At 66.3% G+C, this 17,054-nt stretch carries 17 protein-coding genes; 12 read left to right on the top strand and 5 right to left on the bottom strand.

The window, feature by feature from the left end:
• Nucleotides 1-4: 4 nt before the first annotated feature.
• The 5 genes from QX124_RS08435 (at nucleotide 5) to QX124_RS08415 (ending at nucleotide 5,785) form a co-directional block, all read left to right on the top strand.
• A complete protein-coding gene (locus QX124_RS08435; protein ID WP_315796887.1) occupies nucleotides 5-883 on the top strand; it encodes an ABC transporter permease in 879 nt (292 codons plus the stop codon).
• A gap of 14 nt (nucleotides 884-897) precedes the next feature.
• Nucleotides 898-1,962 carry an extracellular solute-binding protein gene (locus QX124_RS08430; RefSeq protein WP_315796886.1) on the top strand — a complete coding sequence of 355 codons (1,065 nt, stop codon included), beginning with the start codon at nucleotides 898-900 and terminating at the stop codon, nucleotides 1,960-1,962.
• Entirely contained in the window at nucleotides 1,959-3,047 is a 1,089-nt protein-coding gene (locus QX124_RS08425; RefSeq protein WP_315774187.1) for an ABC transporter ATP-binding protein, read from the top strand. The genes QX124_RS08430 and QX124_RS08425 overlap by 4 nt, the downstream gene beginning before the upstream one ends.
• A 78-nt stretch (nucleotides 3,048-3,125) precedes the next feature.
• Nucleotides 3,126-4,229 (top strand): DUF917 domain-containing protein, encoded by a 1,104-nt coding sequence (locus QX124_RS08420; RefSeq protein ID WP_315796885.1) that lies wholly within the window; start codon nucleotides 3,126-3,128, stop codon nucleotides 4,227-4,229.
• Nucleotides 4,230-4,231: 2 nt separating this feature from the next.
• The gene (locus QX124_RS08415) at nucleotides 4,232-5,785 is read left to right on the top strand and encodes a hydantoinase/oxoprolinase family protein (RefSeq protein WP_315796884.1); all 1,554 of its coding nucleotides are present in this window, start codon (nucleotides 4,232-4,234) and stop codon (nucleotides 5,783-5,785) included.
• A gap of 10 nt (nucleotides 5,786-5,795) precedes the next feature.
• On the opposite strand, the gene pncA is transcribed toward QX124_RS08415, so the two are convergent.
• Nucleotides 5,796-6,431, bottom strand: coding sequence for a bifunctional nicotinamidase/pyrazinamidase (gene pncA / locus QX124_RS08410; protein ID WP_315796925.1), 636 nt, complete (start codon nucleotides 6,429-6,431; stop codon nucleotides 5,796-5,798).
• A 170-nt stretch (nucleotides 6,432-6,601) separates the two neighbouring features.
• Between pncA and QX124_RS08405 the strand changes: the two genes are divergently transcribed.
• Nucleotides 6,602-6,895 (top strand): hypothetical protein, encoded by a 294-nt coding sequence (locus QX124_RS08405; protein WP_315774192.1) that lies wholly within the window; start codon nucleotides 6,602-6,604, stop codon nucleotides 6,893-6,895.
• Between the two features lie 59 nt (nucleotides 6,896-6,954).
• The gene (locus tag QX124_RS08400; protein WP_315740927.1) at nucleotides 6,955-7,155 is read left to right on the top strand and encodes a hypothetical protein; all 201 of its coding nucleotides are present in this window, start codon (nucleotides 6,955-6,957) and stop codon (nucleotides 7,153-7,155) included.
• A gap of 2 nt (nucleotides 7,156-7,157) precedes the next feature.
• On the opposite strand, the gene QX124_RS08395 is transcribed toward QX124_RS08400, so the two are convergent.
• The gene (locus QX124_RS08395; protein WP_315774193.1) at nucleotides 7,158-7,358 is read right to left on the bottom strand and encodes a DUF3606 domain-containing protein; all 201 of its coding nucleotides are present in this window, start codon (nucleotides 7,356-7,358) and stop codon (nucleotides 7,158-7,160) included.
• A 76-nt stretch (nucleotides 7,359-7,434) separates the two neighbouring features.
• Nucleotides 7,435-8,985 (bottom strand): aldehyde dehydrogenase family protein, encoded by a 1,551-nt coding sequence (locus tag QX124_RS08390; protein ID WP_315774195.1) that lies wholly within the window; start codon nucleotides 8,983-8,985, stop codon nucleotides 7,435-7,437.
• An 825-nt stretch (nucleotides 8,986-9,810) separates the two neighbouring features.
• Here QX124_RS08390 and QX124_RS08385 point away from each other — a divergent pair.
• Together QX124_RS08385 and QX124_RS08380 are read left to right on the top strand one after the other, a co-directional pair.
• Nucleotides 9,811-10,437, top strand: coding sequence for a LysE family translocator (locus tag QX124_RS08385; protein WP_315774197.1), 627 nt, complete (start codon nucleotides 9,811-9,813; stop codon nucleotides 10,435-10,437).
• A gap of 134 nt (nucleotides 10,438-10,571) precedes the next feature.
• The gene (locus QX124_RS08380; protein ID WP_315774199.1) at nucleotides 10,572-11,336 is read left to right on the top strand and encodes a serine acetyltransferase; all 765 of its coding nucleotides are present in this window, start codon (nucleotides 10,572-10,574) and stop codon (nucleotides 11,334-11,336) included.
• 417 nt (nucleotides 11,337-11,753) lie between these two features.
• Here QX124_RS08380 and QX124_RS08375 read toward each other — a convergent pair whose 3' ends face one another.
• A complete protein-coding gene (locus tag QX124_RS08375; RefSeq protein WP_315774200.1) occupies nucleotides 11,754-13,376 on the bottom strand; it encodes a PAS domain-containing methyl-accepting chemotaxis protein in 1,623 nt (540 codons plus the stop codon).
• A 295-nt stretch (nucleotides 13,377-13,671) separates the two neighbouring features.
• Between QX124_RS08375 and QX124_RS08370 the strand changes: the two genes are divergently transcribed.
• Nucleotides 13,672-14,010 (top strand): hypothetical protein, encoded by a 339-nt coding sequence (locus QX124_RS08370; protein WP_315774202.1) that lies wholly within the window; start codon nucleotides 13,672-13,674, stop codon nucleotides 14,008-14,010.
• A gap of 114 nt (nucleotides 14,011-14,124) precedes the next feature.
• Here QX124_RS08370 and QX124_RS08365 read toward each other — a convergent pair whose 3' ends face one another.
• Entirely contained in the window at nucleotides 14,125-15,141 is a 1,017-nt protein-coding gene (locus QX124_RS08365; RefSeq protein WP_315796883.1) for a YihY/virulence factor BrkB family protein, read from the bottom strand.
• Nucleotides 15,142-15,503: 362 nt separating this feature from the next.
• Here QX124_RS08365 and QX124_RS08360 point away from each other — a divergent pair, with 362 nt between their 5' ends.
• Complete coding sequence (locus QX124_RS08360) at nucleotides 15,504-15,749, top strand: DUF3551 domain-containing protein (RefSeq protein ID WP_315773929.1); 246 nt, start codon at nucleotides 15,504-15,506, stop codon at nucleotides 15,747-15,749.
• A gap of 385 nt (nucleotides 15,750-16,134) precedes the next feature.
• Nucleotides 16,135-17,025, top strand: a complete 891-nt coding sequence (locus tag QX124_RS08355; protein ID WP_315796882.1) for a hypothetical protein — start codon at nucleotides 16,135-16,137, stop codon at nucleotides 17,023-17,025.
• The last annotated feature ends 29 nt before the right edge of the window (nucleotides 17,026-17,054 follow it).

Genomic DNA, 17,054 nt, shown 5'->3' with positions numbered 1-17,054 from the left:
CAATATGACGAGCCTTGCTCCAGGATCGCGGCCGCCGCTTGCTGCGCCGATCGATCTGGCGGCCACACCTGCCCTTCGCAGCAAGACGCGGCCGCTCCGGTGGGGTCGCAGGCTCTATCTCACCGCCAATACCGGCATCCTCGCCTTCCTGCTGACGCCGATCGCGATCGTGATCGTGTTCGCGCTGAACCCCACGCCTTTCATCCAGTTTCCGCCGGTCGGCGTCTCCTTGCGCTGGTTCGAGAAGTTCTTCGCCTCGCGCGACTTCATGCACACGCTGCTCTTCAGCATCGAAGTTGCGGCCATGACCACGGTCGCGGCCACGGTGCTTGGCGCGTCGGCCGCGCTGGCGATCGCCCGCGGCAACCTGCCAGGCTCTCGGCTGATCGTGGCGACCATGCTGTCGCCGCTGATGCTGCCCGCGATCCTGACCGGTCTTGCATTGTTCCAGTCCTACGTGCTGCTCGATGTCGGGCGTCCCTTGTGGGGCCTCGTCGCGGGCCATACGCTCGTGACGATTCCCTACGTCGTGCGCACCACGCTCGCGGTGTTGCATAATTTCGATGTCAGGCTGGAGGAAGCCGCGCAAAATCTCGGCGCCAGCCCCACCCGGGCCTTCTTCGAGATCACTCTGCCGCTGGTGAAGCCCGGCGTTCTGGCAGGCGCGATCTTTGCTTTCATCGTCTCGTTCGACCAGTTTCCGGTGTCGCTGTTCCTGGTCGCGCCGGGTAGCGAGACCTTGCCGATCACGCTGTTCAACTATCTGAAGTTCGATCTCGACGGCACCATCGGCGCGGCCTCGGTGGTCTCGATCCTGCTCGCCTTCATCGTCGTCATCGCGCTCGACCGCACCGTAGGTCTTCGCTCCTACGTCAAACTCTAAGGGAGATCCCGGACATGACCGCCTCATCGCGTCGTTTTCCTCTGAGCCGCCGCCGCCTGCTGACCGCGGCTGCGTCGCTCGGCGCCGGCGTTGTCGCTGCTCCCTATGTCGCGCGTGCGGATGAGCTCGTTCTCAACGTCACCGGCTGGGGTGGCAAATGGGGTGACGTGATGAAGGCCGAGATCGGTCCGGCCTTCGAGAGCGAGTTCAAGTGCAAGCTCAAGACCGACACCGCGCTGCCGTTCCTGCCAAAACTGCAGGCGAGCTCACGCTCGGCCCCGGTCTACGACGTGCTGCACACCAACTCCAACGAGCAGTGGGCGGCCGTGGAGATGGGTCTCGTCGAGCCCAAGGTCGACCCCAAGCTGGTTCCGAACGTTGCCGACGTCTATCCTTACGCCGTCAGCGACAAGATCGTCGGCGTCTGCATCTTCACCAGCGCCATCGGTCTCGGCATGCGCACCGACAAGGGCTATGGGAGCGTCACGTCGTGGAAAGACTACTGGGATGCGAAATTCAATGGCGCGCGCGGCGGCTATGTGATCCCAGCCAATAGCCTGGGACAGGCGTTCGTGATGATGTGCGGCGCGCTGTATGGCAAGGGCCAGACCGACCTCGACGCCGCCTATGGAGCGCTGGAGAAGCTGAAGCCGATCAAGCTGGTCGACTTCACCGGCGCGATGGAGAAGCTGATCCTGTCCGGTGAGGTCGGCCTCGGCATCCTGCATGATTCCGGCATCTATCGTTACGACGGTCAGAACCAGCCGGTCGACTTCGTCACGCCGAACGAGGGCGTGCTGTCGCTCGAGCAAGTGCTGAGCATCACGCCCGGCAGCAAGGTGAAGGAGCTCGCCAACGCCTATATCAACTACATGCTGCGCCCCGAGGTCCAAAAGCGCCTCGCCGAGACGGTGTGGTATTCGCCGGCCAACAAGAAGGTCAAGCTCGACGCCAAGTATGACGCCAAGCTGCTGACGACGCCGGAGAAGGTCAGCAAGCTGATCCAGGTCGACTGGAAGTGGTACAATGCACGAAAAGACGAGATCGACAGCCGGGTCAACCGGATCTTCCGCGCATGAGCGCTGCCATCGAGATCGCCGCGGTCAGCAAGATCTATGACGGCGGCGTACGCGCACTCGATGCGGTTGCCGTGAACATCAGGCCTGGCGAGTTCTTTTCGCTGCTCGGCCCGTCCGGCTGCGGCAAGACCACCACCCTGCGCATGATCGCCGGCTTCGACAGCCCAAGCGCCGGCGAGATCCGCCTCGACGGCGCCGACATCACCCATGTGCCGGCGCACAAGCGCGACATGGCGATGGTGTTCCAGAACTACGCCCTGTTTCCGCACCGGACCGTGGCCGAGAACGTCGCCTTCGGCCTGCGCATGCGCAAGATCGACAAGGCGACGATTGCCGCGAAGGTGAAGGCAGCGCTGGCGATGGTTGAACTCGGAGGCCTGGAGAACCGCAGGCCGGCGCAACTGTCCGGCGGACAGCAGCAGCGCGTCGCGCTCGCCCGCGCCATCGTCATCTCGCCGCGCGTGCTGCTCTGCGACGAGCCGCTCGGCGCGCTCGACAAGAAACTGCGCCAGCAAATGCAGTTCGAACTCAAGCAGCTGCAGAAGACGCTCGGCCTCACCCTCGTGTTCGTCACCCACGACCAGGAAGAGGCGCTGGCAATGTCGGACCGTATCGCGGTCATGAACGCCGGCCGCATCGAGCAGATCGGTACCCCGGTCGAGATCTACGATCAGCCGCGAACGCGTTTCGTCGCGGATTTTATCGGCGACACCAACATTTTTCGCGGCCAGCGCGTGACCTTGGACAATGGCGTCGGCATAGCCGTCGGCAACGGTCTGGTGCTGGCCCTGGCGGACACGGTCGCAGCAGCCGAGGGCGAGGTTCTGTCGGTCGCGCTGCGGCCGGAGAAGATATCGGTGTCGCCAGCCGAGGTGGCCGATGCCAAGCGGACGGGCATGTCCGTGCGCGGCACCGTCGAGAGCACCAATTTCCTCGGCGGCGCGGTGCTGTACCGCATCGCCCTGGAGAGCGGACAGCACGTGCTGGCGCAACAGCCGAATTCCGGAGCTGGTCCGCTCCACGCGCCCGGTCAAACGGTCACGCTCGACTGGCGTCCGGCCGATCTCGTCATTCTCGAGGATTGATATTGTGAACGTTAGATTCTTATTCCCGCAGCAGTACCGTGCGCTGCAGTCACAGAGCAGCGTCGAAGAGCTCGTGCCGTGAGCGCAGCCGTCATGAAGACGATCAGCATCGACGACATCGAGGCGCTCGCGGTCGGCGCCTGGATCCTCGGCACCGGCGGTGGCGGCAGTCCCTATCTCGGCCTGCTCAACCTGCGCCGGCTCTATGCGGAAGGACATCGCGTGCAGATGATGTCGCCGCTCGACCTCGCAGACGACGACTGGGTCGCCGTTGTCTCCAACATGGGCGCCCCCTTGGTCGGGCAGGAACGGCTGGCCGACAGCCGCAGCATCGCGCGTGCGGTGCGCATGCAGGAGGAGATCAACGGCATCACATTTCGCGCCGTGATGTCGGTCGAGATCGGCGGCGGCAACGGCATGCAGGCGCTGATGGCGGCGGCGCATCTGAACATCCCCGTGGTCGACGCCGACTGCATGGGCCGCGCCTTTCCTGAGGCGCAGATGACGTCGGTCGCGATCGGCGACCTCAAGCCCTATCCCTGCACGCTCTACGATCCGCGCGGCATCGAGGCCGTCGTGACCAAGGTGCCGAGCTGGAAGTGGATGGAGCGCGCCAGCCGCAAGATCTGCGTCGAGATGGGCTCGATCGCCTCGACCAGCAAGGCGCCGCGCACGGGCCGCGAGGTCAAGGACTGGGGCATCCATTTCACCACCACCAAGGCGATTGCGATCGGCCGTGCGGTCGAGGCTGCGAACCGGAGCCACCAGGATCCGATCGCGGCGATCCTCGATTGCGAGGGCGGCCAGCGGCTGTTCAGCGGCAAGATCGTCGACGTCGAGCGCCGTACCACCGAGGGCTTTCTGCGCGGCAGCGCCGTCGTCGAAGGCAGCGACGACGATCGCGGCACCCGGCTCAAACTGTCGTTCCAGAACGAATGGATCGTGGCTTGGCGCGATGGCGAAGCCATCGCGATGTCGCCGGACCTGATCTGCGTGCTCGACAGCGTCAACGGCCACGGCATCGGCACCGAGACGGTGCGCTACGGCCAGCGCGTCACCGTGATCGCGCTGCCCGCACCGGCCGTGCTGACCAGCCCGCGCGGGCTCGAATTCGTCGGCCCGCGCGCCTTCGGCTATGACCTCGATTTCCGGTCGCTGTTTGCGCCCCCTGGAGCTCCCTGAGAATGAAGCGGATTGGCATTGACGTCGGTGGCACCAACACCGACGCCGTCCTGATTGCCGACGACGAGGTCGTCCACTCCGTCAAGAGCGCAACCACCGCCGACGTCACCTCCGGCATTCTCGCCGCGCTCAAGGCGCTGCGAGAAAATCCCGCGGCGGCCGTGCCGGTCGACGCGGTCGTGATCGGCACCACGCATTTCATCAATGCGGTGGTGCAGCGGCGGCACCTGCAGAGGATCGGCGCCATCCGAATCGGGATGCCCGCCTCCGCCTCGCTGCCGCCGTTCTGCGACTGGCCGGCCGATCTCGCCGCGCTGGTCAGCGCCGAGACCTTCATGCTCGAAGGCGGCCACGATTATGATGGCCGCCCCTTCATGCCGCTCGACACGGCCGGACTAAGGGCCGCCGCGCACGCGATCAAGGCCAAGGGCCTGCGCGCGGTCGCGGTCGCCTCGTCGTTCTCGCCGCTCGACCCGAGCTGCGAAAACACTGCGCGCGAGATCCTCGCCGAGATCTGCCCCGAGGTCGCCGTCACCCTGTCGCACGACCTCGGCCGCATCGGACTGCTGGAGCGCGAGAACGCCGCCCTGCTCAATGCCGCGCTCCACGACCTCGCGGTCACGACGGTCGCCGCCTTCCGCAAGGCGATCGCGGAGTCCGGCATCGATGCGCCGCTGTTCCTGACGCAGAACGACGGCACCGTGATGCAGGCGGAGATCGCGACCGCCTTCCCGGTCATGAGCTTCGCCTCCGGCGCCACCAACTCGATGCGTGGTGCCGCGTATCTCTCCGGCCTCGACGACGCCATGGTGGTCGACGTCGGCGGCACCACCAGCGACATCGGCCAGCTGCGCCACAGTTTTCCGCGCGAGGCCAACGCCGTCGTCGAGGTCGGCGGCGTCCGCACGCTGTTCCGCATGCCCGATTTGCTCTCGATCGGACTCGGCGGCGGCAGCCATGTCGAGCAGGATCCGGTCCGCGTCGGCCCGCTCAGCGTCGGATACCGGCTGACATCCGACGCGCTGGTATTTGGCGGCGACCGTCTGACCGCGACCGACATCGCGGTCGCGGCGGGGCTGATCGACATCGGCGACAGATCGCGCGTCGCGCATCTGCCGAAAGGCCTGATCGACGCCGCGCTCGCCGACGCCCACCGCAAGCTCGAGGGCGACATCGACCGCATGAAGACCGAGGCCGGCGACGTGCCGCTGCTCGCGGTCGGCGGCGGTGCCTTCCTGGTGCCGGAGCGCCTCGCCGGCATCTCCAACATCGTCCGCGTCGACCATGGCGACTGCGCCAATGCGGTCGGCGCCGCCATCGCCCAGGTCTCCGGCGAGGCCGACCAGGTCTTCCGCGACCTCACCCGCGACGAGGCCATCGCCGCCGCGCGCGGCATCGCCGAGGCACGCGCCGTGCAGGCCGGCGCCGCCCCCGACACGCTCAAGACGGTCGACGTCGAGGACATGCCCATCGCCTACCTCCCCGGCAACGCGCTGCGCGTCCGTGTTCGCGTCGCCGGCGCCATCGCCGAGCCGACCATCGGCGCGGCGGCGTAGTCCATTGTCATCACGCCAGCTCGGCGATCCGCTCGACCCCGGCCTCCGCGCCTTGCGCCTTGGCCGCCGCCATCGAGCCGCCGAGGTCAATGCCCCGGCAGGCGTTGTCGACGACGATGGCCGCGAAGCCGAGCCGCCGCGCATCGACCGCCGAATAGTGCACGCAGAAGTCGGTGGCGAGACCGACGAGAAAAACCCGCTTCAGGCCGCGCTCGCGCAGATAGCCGGCGAGGCCGGTGGGCGTGGTCTTGTCGTTCTCGAAGAACGCCGAGTAGGAATCGATCGCGGCACGAAAGCCCTTGCGGATGATGAGCTGCGCCTTGTCGGTCGCAAGATCGGCATGGAAGGCCGCGCCCGGCGTGCCCTGGATGCAATGGTCCGGCCACAAGGTCTGCGGCCCGTAGGGCATCGTGACGGACTCGAACGGCGTCTTTCCCGGGTGGCTCGAGGCGAACGAGCTGTGTCCCTCCGGGTGCCAGTCCTGGGTCAGGACGATGTGATCGAACTTCCCGCTCAGCCGGTTGATCACCGGCACAACGGCATCCCCGTCGGCCACGGCGAGCGCGCCGCCGGGACAAAAATCGTTCTGCACATCGATGATGAGCAGCAAATCCTCGTTGGCCTTGATCTGCATTCCGGTCTGCATCCGTTTCACGCGTACTCCGTCAAGGATGGCCCCAGCCCGCGGCAATCTCAAGCCGGACCGCCGAACAATCCGCGGCAAGCCAGCCCCTCCATTTTGGAATCCCTGCCCTGCAGGATGGGCCTGGAAACACCCGCCGATTCATGGATTCTCCCGGCGGGAGAGCGTGGCCGATGCAGACTGCCGTCACACACCATTCCAAGAGCCAGCGTCTCGAGCGCTGGGCGGTCGCCACCCTGCGCGAGGCCGGCGCGATCGTCGAATGCGAACAGCACGGCTGGATGCGCGAGCGCGGCGATCCGCATGCGCTGTCTCTTGCGCTTCGCATCGCACGCGACGATCCGCCACGCGGCTTGCGTAGCTCGGAAGCGGTCGCGGCGATCGAGGACGTCCTGGCCGCGACCGGCGACACCTGCCCTGATTGTTCACGGCACGGAGAGCCGGAAGATCCGCCGCGATTCAAATAAGTGATTCCGCAGCTACCCCAAGATGCCCTAGCCTGAGGCCTCCAGCGGGAGACGCCATCATGCCGAATCATCCGGTCCCGTGGCTGCTGCGCAAGCCATGCCCGACCTGCGGTCGCGCGCTCGCGGTGCGCGAGGGCAAGGGCGGGCGCCGCGAGCTTACTTGCCCGACCTGCGATGGGCCCGATCCGCTGCACTCGCCCAAGGCGCTCCGCTGGGCGAGGGGATCGCTTCGGCCGCCGGAGCGGCCGAAGCAACATTGACGTCACTGGCGCGTAAGCTTGCGCTCGACTTTCTTCCGGCTGTTGCCGACCTTCTTGACCGCCTTCTTCACCGCGGACGACGAGCGGCCGCTTTTCTTGGCTTCGTAGCGGACTTCGTAGTCCTGTCCACCCGCGACGCGGGCGCGATCCTGCTTGCGTCCGCGCGCTGACTTTGCGGTCGAGGCCTTCTTCTTCGTTGCCATGGTGCATCTCCTTCTCAGCGCGCAACGCACGACCCATCGAAGCGGTTCCGCCGATGAGGAAGGCCCATCGCATCGATCAGCCGACGTCGAACTTGACGCCCTGCGCCAGTGGCAGGCTGCGGCCGTAGTTCACGGTGTTGGTGGCCCGGCGCATATAGGCCTTCCATGAATCCGAGCCGGACTCGCGGCCGCCGCCGGTCTCCTTCTCGCCGCCGAACGCGCCGCCGATCTCGGCGCCCGAGGGACCGATATTGACGTTGGCGATGCCGCAATCGGAGCCGCGCGAGGACACGAACAATTCGGCCTCGCGCAGATCATTGGTGAAGATCGACGACGACAGGCCCTGCGGCACGGCGTTGTGCAGCTCGATCGCGGCATCGAGATCACGATACGGCATCACGTAGAGGATCGGCGCAAAGGTCTCGCGCTCCACCGGGCCTGATTGCGCTTCGATCTCGACCAGCGCCGGCCGGACGTAATAGGCCTGCTCGAAGCCGCCGACGGCGACGCGCTCGCCGCCGAACACGCGGCCACCGTGATCGCGCGCGGCGCTCAGCGCGTCCTGCATGGCGTCGTAGGCGCCGCGATCGATCAGCGGGCCGATCAGGGTGCCCTGCTCCAGCGGATTGCCGATCGCCACCGAGGCGTAGGCCTGCTTCAGCCGTGGCACGAGCTGGGCGTAGACGTCGGCATGCACGAACAGGCGGCGCAGGCTGGTGCAGCGCTGGCCCGCGGTGCCCATCGCGGCGAACGCCACGGCGCGCAGGGTCAGACCGAGATCGGCCGTCGGCGTGACGATCGCGGCATTGTTGCCGCCGAGCTCGAGGATGGCGCGGGCAAAGCGGCCGGCAAGGCAGGCGCCGACGACGCGGCCCATGGCGGTCGAGCCGGTCGCCGACACCAGCGGCACCCTGGCATCGTCGACCAGCATCTCGCCGACCGTGCGGCCGCCGAGCAGCAGGCCGGCAAGCCCCTCCGGCGCCTCACCGCCCTCGCGGCGATAACGTTGCAGCGCGCGCACCAGCAGCGCGTCGGTCGCGAGCGCGGTCAGCGGCGTCTTCTCCGACGGCTTCCAGACGACGCTGTTGCCGCACACCAGCGCAATCGCCGCGTTCCAGGCCCACACCGCCACCGGGAAGTTGAAGGCGGAGATCACGCCGGTGACGCCGAGGGGATGCCAGGTCTCCATCATGCGATGCTCGGCGCGCTCGGTCGCGATGGTCAGCCCATAGAGCTGGCGCGACAGGCCGACGGCGAAGTCGCAGATGTCGATCATCTCCTGGACCTCGCCGAGCCCCTCGGAGACGATCTTGCCGGCCTCGATCGAGACCAGGCGACCGAGCGCAGCCTTGTGGGCGCGCAGCTCCTCGCCCAACAGCCGCACCAGCTCGCCACGCTTCGGCGCGGGCACGAGGCGCCACTGCAAGAACGCGGCATGGGCGCGCGCGATCACCGCGGTCGCATCCGCCCTGGTGTCGTCGTGCACATGGGCCAACACCTCGCCGGTCACGGGCGAACGCGCGGCGCGCGTCCCACCGCGCAGCCGCTCCGGCGCAACGCCGAGCGAGGTCAGGATCTCGGCCGCTTCCGCAACGAGGGTCAGGGGCGATGCTTGGCTGGGCGACATATGCAACTCCGGATTGTCCCCCGCGCCGGTGCGCGCGAGACGTCATGAATGGTCCATCATAAACGCCCCCGTGTAGATCAAATCCGGCTGCGGCGCGAGCACCCGGGCGCTGGGCAAACGGCCACTGGGAAGGTCGCTCGTCGGCTCATGGGGCGTCCTCCCGCTCGTTCTGCCTCGCGCGCGCGCAGGCTGAGCCTTCTGGCGCGCATCGGCGAGATCCCGCGACGCAGCGCGCCCGGGCTGATGGGATCGATGAGCCCTCGCGAAACACGAGGGCGCAGGGAATGCCGGGAGCTGGCCGCCCCCATGGCCCGCCTGCGAAAAAAATGCAGGCGGCAGGAACCACAGGTTCAGCCGAGACATCCCGGCATTCCCCGCGCGATGGTCTTCACGCTTATACCGTGATCTCCCCGGTGTACGGCTCTTTAGCCACCGTCGCCCTCGGGATCATCGCCCGAAAGCTTGGCGCCAGCGTCGCGGCGCCAGGACCACACGACTTCACGTCCGCCAGCTGCCGTTCGTCCGCGTGCAAGCACGCTGCGGCAGACAAGCGGCCATCGCCTCCCCGCCTCACGTGTCGTGACGATCGCGATACGCCCCTCGTGGCGAAGCAGGATGGACGCAGTAGAGCACATTTTCTGGAAAAGCGAAAGCGTTTTTTGGAGCGCCGCAGCGACCGAAGGTCGTCCATGACACGTCTTGCGTTGGAAGACGGATTGTGATCGTCGAGGAGAACTGCGAAGTGGCTCTCGCAACAAAGATCATTGCGGTCCTATCCGCCTCGATATACCAACCTCGCATATGTCCTCGCGAGAGACGATCAGCATGACGATCGAGACTTGGTTCGCATTTGCGGGAACGTCCATCATCCTCCTGGTGATCCCGGGGCCGACGGTTCTGCTGGTGGTCTCCTATGCGCTGGGCCAGGGGTGGCGAACCGCGCTGCCGACGGCCGTCGGCGTCGCGCTGGGCGACTTCACCGCCATGACCTTGTCCATGCTGGGCGTCGGTGCGTTGCTGGCGACCTCGGCGCTGCTGTTCACCGTGCTGAAATGGATCGGCGCGGCCTATCTCGTCTGGCTCGGGATCAAGCTGTGGCAGGCCGGCGGCGCGCTGAACGCCGTGCCGCGGACCGACAGGACCTCGGCGCTGAAGATGCTCGGTCACGCCTGGATCGTCACGGCGCTGAACCCGAAGAGCATCACCTTCTTCGTCGCGTTCTTGCCGCAGTTCCTCAGTCCGAACGGCAGCTTCCTCACGCAGATGGTCGTGTTCGAATCGACCTTCATCGTGCTCGCCTTCGCCAATGCCGTCGGCTATGCGCTGATCGCCTCGCGCGCCCGCGCGCTCGTAGGGAGCGCGAAGGTGATCAGCATCTTCAACAAGGCGGGCGGCACCCTTCTGATCGGTGCGGGCGTCGCCGCTGCGGCGGCGCGGACGGCGCAGAACTGAACGGGCTGCGACCTTCGGCAGGGATTGTCGCCGGCCACATCGGCTGACAACGCCCGCGAGGCGTCGTCCAGGTTTCTGCAACGCGCAGGTCAGGCTATATTGCCGCCGTCACCTGTTATCGAGCAGGCTTTGCCATGGCCGACACACACCCATCCAGTCCCGAGCTCTGGCCGTCGATCCAGCACGAGGCCCGGCGCATCGCCGCGGCCGATCCCGTGTTCAGCCGCGCCCTGTCGGCTGCAATCCTCGACCATTCTGATCTCGGCAGTGCCGTCGCGCAGCAGATCGGCATCCGCCTCGGCAGCGGCGATGCCGCGCGCGCCCGATTTGCCGCGGTCGCGCGCGAGGCGTATGCCGCCGCGCCTGAGCTCGTCGAGGCGGCGGGTCGCGACCTCGGCGCGATCGCGACGCAGGATCCAGCGACGACAGCGCTGCTGCCGCCGCTGCTGAACTACAAAGGCTACATCGCGTTGCAGGCCTATCGCGTCGCGCACTGGCTCTGGGGCAACGGGCAGCCCGACCTGGCGCTACTGCTGCAGGCGGACTCTTCAACATCCCTGCAGGTGAGCATCCACCCCTCGGCGCGGCTCGGCACCTCGGTGTTTCTCGATCATGCCACCGGCATCGTCATTGGCGCCCACAGCAGCATCGGCCACGACGTCACCATTCTGCAGAACGTTACGATCGGACGACACGACGCGCTGCCCGGCCGCGCCCCGCGGATCGGCCGCGGCGTGCTGCTCTCCTCGGGCGCGACCGTGCTGGGCGACGTCGCGATCGGTGATTTTGCCAAGATCGGCGCCGGTGCCGTCGTCACCACCGATGTGCCGTCGGGCTGCACCGCCGTGGGCACGCCGGCTCGCCTGACGAACTGCCCGGAGCAGCCGATCCCGGCCTGACCACGATTCCTCGCAACTCCTGGGGCGGCCGGCTCTACAGCAATGTATCAAGCTTGGCCGCGGTGACGGAGATCAGGTCGCGGATCTTGTCGCACTCGGCCGCAAGGGATGCGAGGGCCGGATCCGACCTGATGCACCGATCCAGATTGGCGACCGCGCTTCGCCAAAGCTCCAATTCGCACCGCAGCCGTCCGACCTCGCTGGTTGCCACCGCATCGCGCAGCCTTCGCGCCGACGATCCGCAACGAGGCCCGGGTGGGAAATGCGAGGATATCGGCCACGGATCACCCCGGTGAGAGTGGTGGAATTCGGCAAAGGGGCGACAGGCGCATGACGCGCCGGCCGGCGGCATCGCCTGCAACCGCGCGGCGGCCCGGGTTGACAGGCCGCCGCGCGTCGGCGCTTATCGATCCGGCCTCAAGCCGCGGCGCGCTCGGCCAGAGCCTGAGCTTCGGCCGCGGCACGCGCCATGCTGGACGACATCTCGCTCGTGACGGTGCTCTGCTCCTCGACGGCGGCGGCCGTCGACGTCACATACTCGCTGACGTTCTGGATCGCCTGCTTGATCGAGCCGAGAGACGTGACGACGCCCCCGGAGATATTGTTGAGACTGTCGATCTCCGTCGCGATCTTGTCGGTGGCGGTCTTCGCCTGGGTGGCCAGGTTCTTGACCTCGGATGCAACGACGGCAAAGCCCCTGCCCGCTTCGCCGGCCCTGGCGGACTCGATGGTGGCATTCAGCGCCAGCAGATTGATCTGGCCGGTGATGTTGTGGATCATCTCGACGATGCCGCTCATCGACTGAGCCGCATCGGAGAGCCGCTGCGCCTGCGCGTCGGCTGCGGTGACCCGGTCCACCGCGCCCATGGCGGTCTCGCGCGACTTCGTCATCGCTTCGGAAATCTCGCGCACGGACGCGTTGAGTTCCTCTGCGCCCGCCGCCACCGATTCCATCATGGCCCGCACGCGCTCGTTGCCCATGCGAACGAAGACCTGCCGGGTGACGTCGGTCGCATATTTGACCACCTTGAACGGCTTGCCGTTGAGGTCGAGGATCGGATTGTAGGAGGCCTGGATATAGACTTCCCTGCCGCCCTTGCCGATGCGCTTGTACTCGGCCGACTGGTACTGGCCGCGGTTCAGGCTCGTCCAGAAATCGCGATAGGCAGCGCTCTCCCGCTCGGACGCTTCGACGAACATGCTGTGATGCTTGCCCTGGATCTCGGCCAGGGTGTAGCCGAGCGCGCGAAGGAAGTTGTCGTTCGCGGTGATGATCGTGCCGTCCATGTTGAACTCGATCACCGCCTGGGACTTGCCGATGGCCTCGATCTGCCCGGCGAGGTCGGCGTTCTTCAGCTTCTGCGCGGTGACATCGGTCGCGAACTTGACGACCCCGATCGGCCTGCCCGTCGCATCGAGCACCGGATTGTAGGTGGCGAGGATCCAAACTTCCTTGCCGCCCTTGCCGATGCGCTTGTATTCGCCGCCCTGGTATTCGCCGCGATTGAGCGCAGCCCAGAACTCGCGGTAGGCCGGGCTGTCGCGCAGCGCGGGTTCGACGAACATGCTGTGATGCTTGCCCTGGATCTCGTCGAGGCGGTAGCCCAGCGCATCGAGGAAATTCTTGTTGGCACTGACGATGGTGCCGTCGAGCTTGAACTCGATCATGGCCTGCGCGCGATCGATGGCGGCAAGCTTGGAGCCGTCGGCCATGCTGCGCAGCTTCTTCTCGGTGACGTCGGTCGCGAACTTGACGACCTTCACCGGCTTGCCGGCGCTGTCGAGGACGGGATTGTAGGACGCCTCGATCCAGACTTCGCGACCGCCCTTGCCGATCCGCTTGAACTCGGCAGCCTTGAACTCGCCCTGGCGCAGTGCGGCCCAGAACTCGCGGTAGGCGGCACTGTCGCGCTCCGAAGGATCCACGAGCATGCTGTGGTTCCTGCCCTGGATTTCCTGCAACTGATACCCGACCGCGTTCAGGAAGTTCTGGTTGGCGGTGATGATCGTGCCATCAAGCTGGAATTCGATCACGGCCATCGCACGACTGATTGCTGCAAGCTGCGCTTCGGCGTCCGAGCGGCTATTCGATCGAAACAACAAGGTGACCTCCAGATGATGAGTACGTTTTCAGATGATCGGCGACGGTGACGGTTGCCCATGCGACCGACGACATGTCTGCGCAAAGATTGATGCAACTTGTTCCACTCTCGTTAAAGCGCGTTGAGAAATCCGGTTTTTCCGTAGTTCTACCGTTGTGGCATGATGTCAGACATACAATGACGCCGCGCGGAAGCTGCGCTGCGGCGCCCCAACATCAAAGGTGAAGCGTACGATGCTGCATCCAGAGATCGCGGGCGGAAGGATCCGGCGATCCGCACTGACAGGGCGGACCGCCGCTCCCGTCATATTCATTTTGCAGGCGCACCCGGTCGGAAAGATTGCCGCAGCCCATCTCGTTGGCCCTTGGGCGCGTCAGGTCGGGATCGCTGTAGGCGCCGATCAGCGGATCGCCGCCGCGGGAGCGGACCTGGAACGTGCAGCAGATATCGCCCGCGTCGACGACCAGGCTGACGTCGTGGTGACGGAGATGCTGGTTGGCGCCCTCGATATGGTCGCACAGGAGCGAGCGGGCGGACGGCGGTGCGGATCACCCGGCGCCATCCTGAAATGATAGATGATCAACTGGCTCCGTCCACCCAACCTGCATCGATCAGGTATTCCTCAGGAGATGTGCGCCTGCGACCAGACGTTTTCCATCTTCACCGCGTCGAGCGCGGCCGCCGGCTCATCGATGCGATACGGCTTCGACAGGATGCGGACGTCCCGCGGTGCCGGTGATGGTGTCACGCAGAGTCTGATGCTCCAATTCGGCATCGAGCTCGGCGCCGATCAGGATCACGATGGCGGAGATCCAGATCCAGGTCATGAAGCCGATGGCGGCGCCGAGCGAGCCATAGGTCGCGTTGAAGCTGCCGAAATTGGCCGCATACCAGGAGAACAGCGCCGAGCCTGCGAGCCACAGCACCGCTGCCAGCGCGCCGCCCCAGCTGATCCAGCGCCATCTGGGCTCCTCGCGGTCCGGCCCGTAGCGGTAGATCAGAGCCAGTCCGAGCGCGACGCAGATGAAGATGACCGGCCAGCGGCCGATCCGCAACACCAGGTCGCCGGCCTCGGACATGCCGAGATAGTTCAGCAGCACCGGGAGCACGACGACGGCTCCGATCGCGAGCAGCGCGAACAGGATCGCGCCTCCGGTGAACAGCAGCGAAATCGCGTTCAGCTTGATGAAGCCACGCCTCTCCGGCTCGCGATAGACGACGTTGAGCGTATCGAATAGCGACTTCATCGCGGCATTGGCGCTCCATAGCGAGATCGCGAGGCTGACCAGGAAAGTGATGCCGAGCGCCTGAGTGCCGTTGGCGGAGACGCGCGTCAACTGGTCGCGCGCGATGTCGATGGCGCCGCCCGGCATCACGCCCTGCAACTGCTCCAGATGTCCGGTGATCCTGGCCGGATCGGAAAACAGGCCGTAGATTGCCACCAGCGCGGCCAGCGCCGGAAAGATCGCCAGCAGGGTGTAGAATGTCATGCCTGCGGCGAGCGCAACGATCCTGTGCTCGGTGACGTTCTCGTAGACCCGGAACAAGACGTCCTTCCAGCTGCGCGCGGGAATCTCCGAGGGCAAACGCGCCAACCGGCCGTGTCCATCGTCGACCCTGCTCGCGCGTCCCGTGCGCCCGGCCTGTTCGGGCCGCTGATCGAAATAGTGGATCAGGAACGCGAACCCGAGCAGAGCCAGCATCCCGCCGGTGCCAGGTGCGCGCGGGCTGCTCGCGAAAACGCTTGGGGAGTCGCGATGGGCGGCGTCTGACGTCCTGGATCGGCGAAACATGGGATCGGTCCATCACTAGCGGCGAAAAAAGCAACCGGGGCGGTGGACGAATGTTCCGGCATCACGCCATGACGCGCGTTGCCGAGCTCCGCGACGGTGGGGCTGCCTCAGATCTTCAAGAGGCCAACTCGGGCAAGCGCCAACATGCAGATATTTTCGTTCGTCGGTGAACGCGAAGCTGCGACGCCGACACAACAGTTAATGTTGCGCGCGAGGAACGGGCCTGCGCACCGTCGCGTTGCAACGGTACCTTTCAACGCAAGGATGAACGCATGCGCCGCCTGCTGTTTGCTTCGCTGTCTGCCACCGCCGTCCTCGCGGGCTTCGCCGCGATCTCGCCCGCCTCCGCCGCGCAGGACCGCTACTGCCTGCAAGGCAGGATCTGGGGCTATCCGGGCAACTGCCAATTCTCCACCTATCGCCAGTGCCTGGCTGCGGCCTCCGGCACCGATGCCGGCTGCGGTATCAACCCCACCTACGCCTATGCCCGGCAGCGCGGCTACGACCGACGCTATTGAGCGCGGGTCATTGCATCAGCCTCTCGCGCGGTGGACGGGCAGCGCCATCGATCGAGACATGGCTGCGATCGGAAGTTGGCTGCGATTGAAACATGGCTGGCGGCGACATCTCTGGCCGCCACGCCCCCTGGCCCTGCTCTATTGCGTCGCGCAATGGCACCATGATCCGTTAGCTGTTGCGGCAACTCCCATCTGAGGCCGGCAGCCGCGCGTCCTCTCCTCCTCCGCCGCTCCGTGCGCGGAACATTGCGCCTCGCTGTCGCTTATACGGCGACCAATGTCGAACCGGAGGAGGACCATCATGGACGGACTGATTTATCTCGTGGGGTTGATCGTGGTCATCATGGCCGTTCTGTCGTTCTTCGGCCTGCGCTGAGACGGCATCATGGCCATGGAAACCGCGCCGGTCGTCACGTCACCCGTTGCAAGCGCGACGGCCGATAGCTGGACCCTGCAATGGACGCCGGTCGTTGCAGGAGCCATCACCGCCGCTGCGGTCTCTTCGATCCTGATCGGCTTTGCCATGTCGGTCGGCCTCGGTGTCAGCTCCACTGCGCCGACATGGCGCGACGCCTCGGTGGCGCTCTGGCTCCTGTCAGGACTGTATCTGGTGCTGCAGGCGCTGATCAGCTTCGGCTGCGGCGGCTACATGGCGGGCCGCCTGCGCGCGCCGCACGGGCTTGCCGAAAGCGAAGAGATCGAAAAGCGCGACGGTCTGCACGGCGTCGCAGCCTGGGCGCTGGCGGTCGTGCTCGGCGCCACCCTGGCCGTGCTCGGCGCGTCCACGGCGACACGGACCAATCCGCTCACTGCGCCGGCGACGGCCAATGAGCCGTCGGTCCTGAGCTATGAGCTCGACCATCTGTTCCGCGCGCCGCGGCGGGCGCCCAGCCCGGATCTCGCACCCGCGCGTAGCGAAGCCGGACGCATCCTGCTCACGGCGTCGAGCCACAATGGCGTCAGCCCGGAGGATCGCGGCTATCTCGTGCAGATGGTCAGCGGCACGACCGGTCTCGCTGCTCCCGATGCCGAGCGGCGGGTGGATAGCGTGATCGCACAAGCCAAGAGCGCGATCTCGCGCACGCGCGCCGGCACCGTCATCCTGGCGTTCTCGGTTGCCACCGCGCTGCTGCTCGGCGCCGTCGCAGCCTGGGCGGCCGCGGAGAGCGGTGGCCGTCACCGCGACGGCAAGCCTGTCACCGGATGGATGCTGCACGCCAACCGCTTCAGCCGGCGGCGCGACATGTGGCGCCGGCCGATGTCGATGCCGGAATAGAGCACGTCATGAACCGCAAGTGGCCCGGC

The organism is Bradyrhizobium sp. SZCCHNRI3043 (genome assembly GCF_032377735.1).
Classification (GTDB): domain Bacteria; phylum Pseudomonadota; class Alphaproteobacteria; order Rhizobiales; family Xanthobacteraceae; genus Bradyrhizobium.
This window is presented reverse-complemented; position numbering and strand designations above follow the sequence as displayed.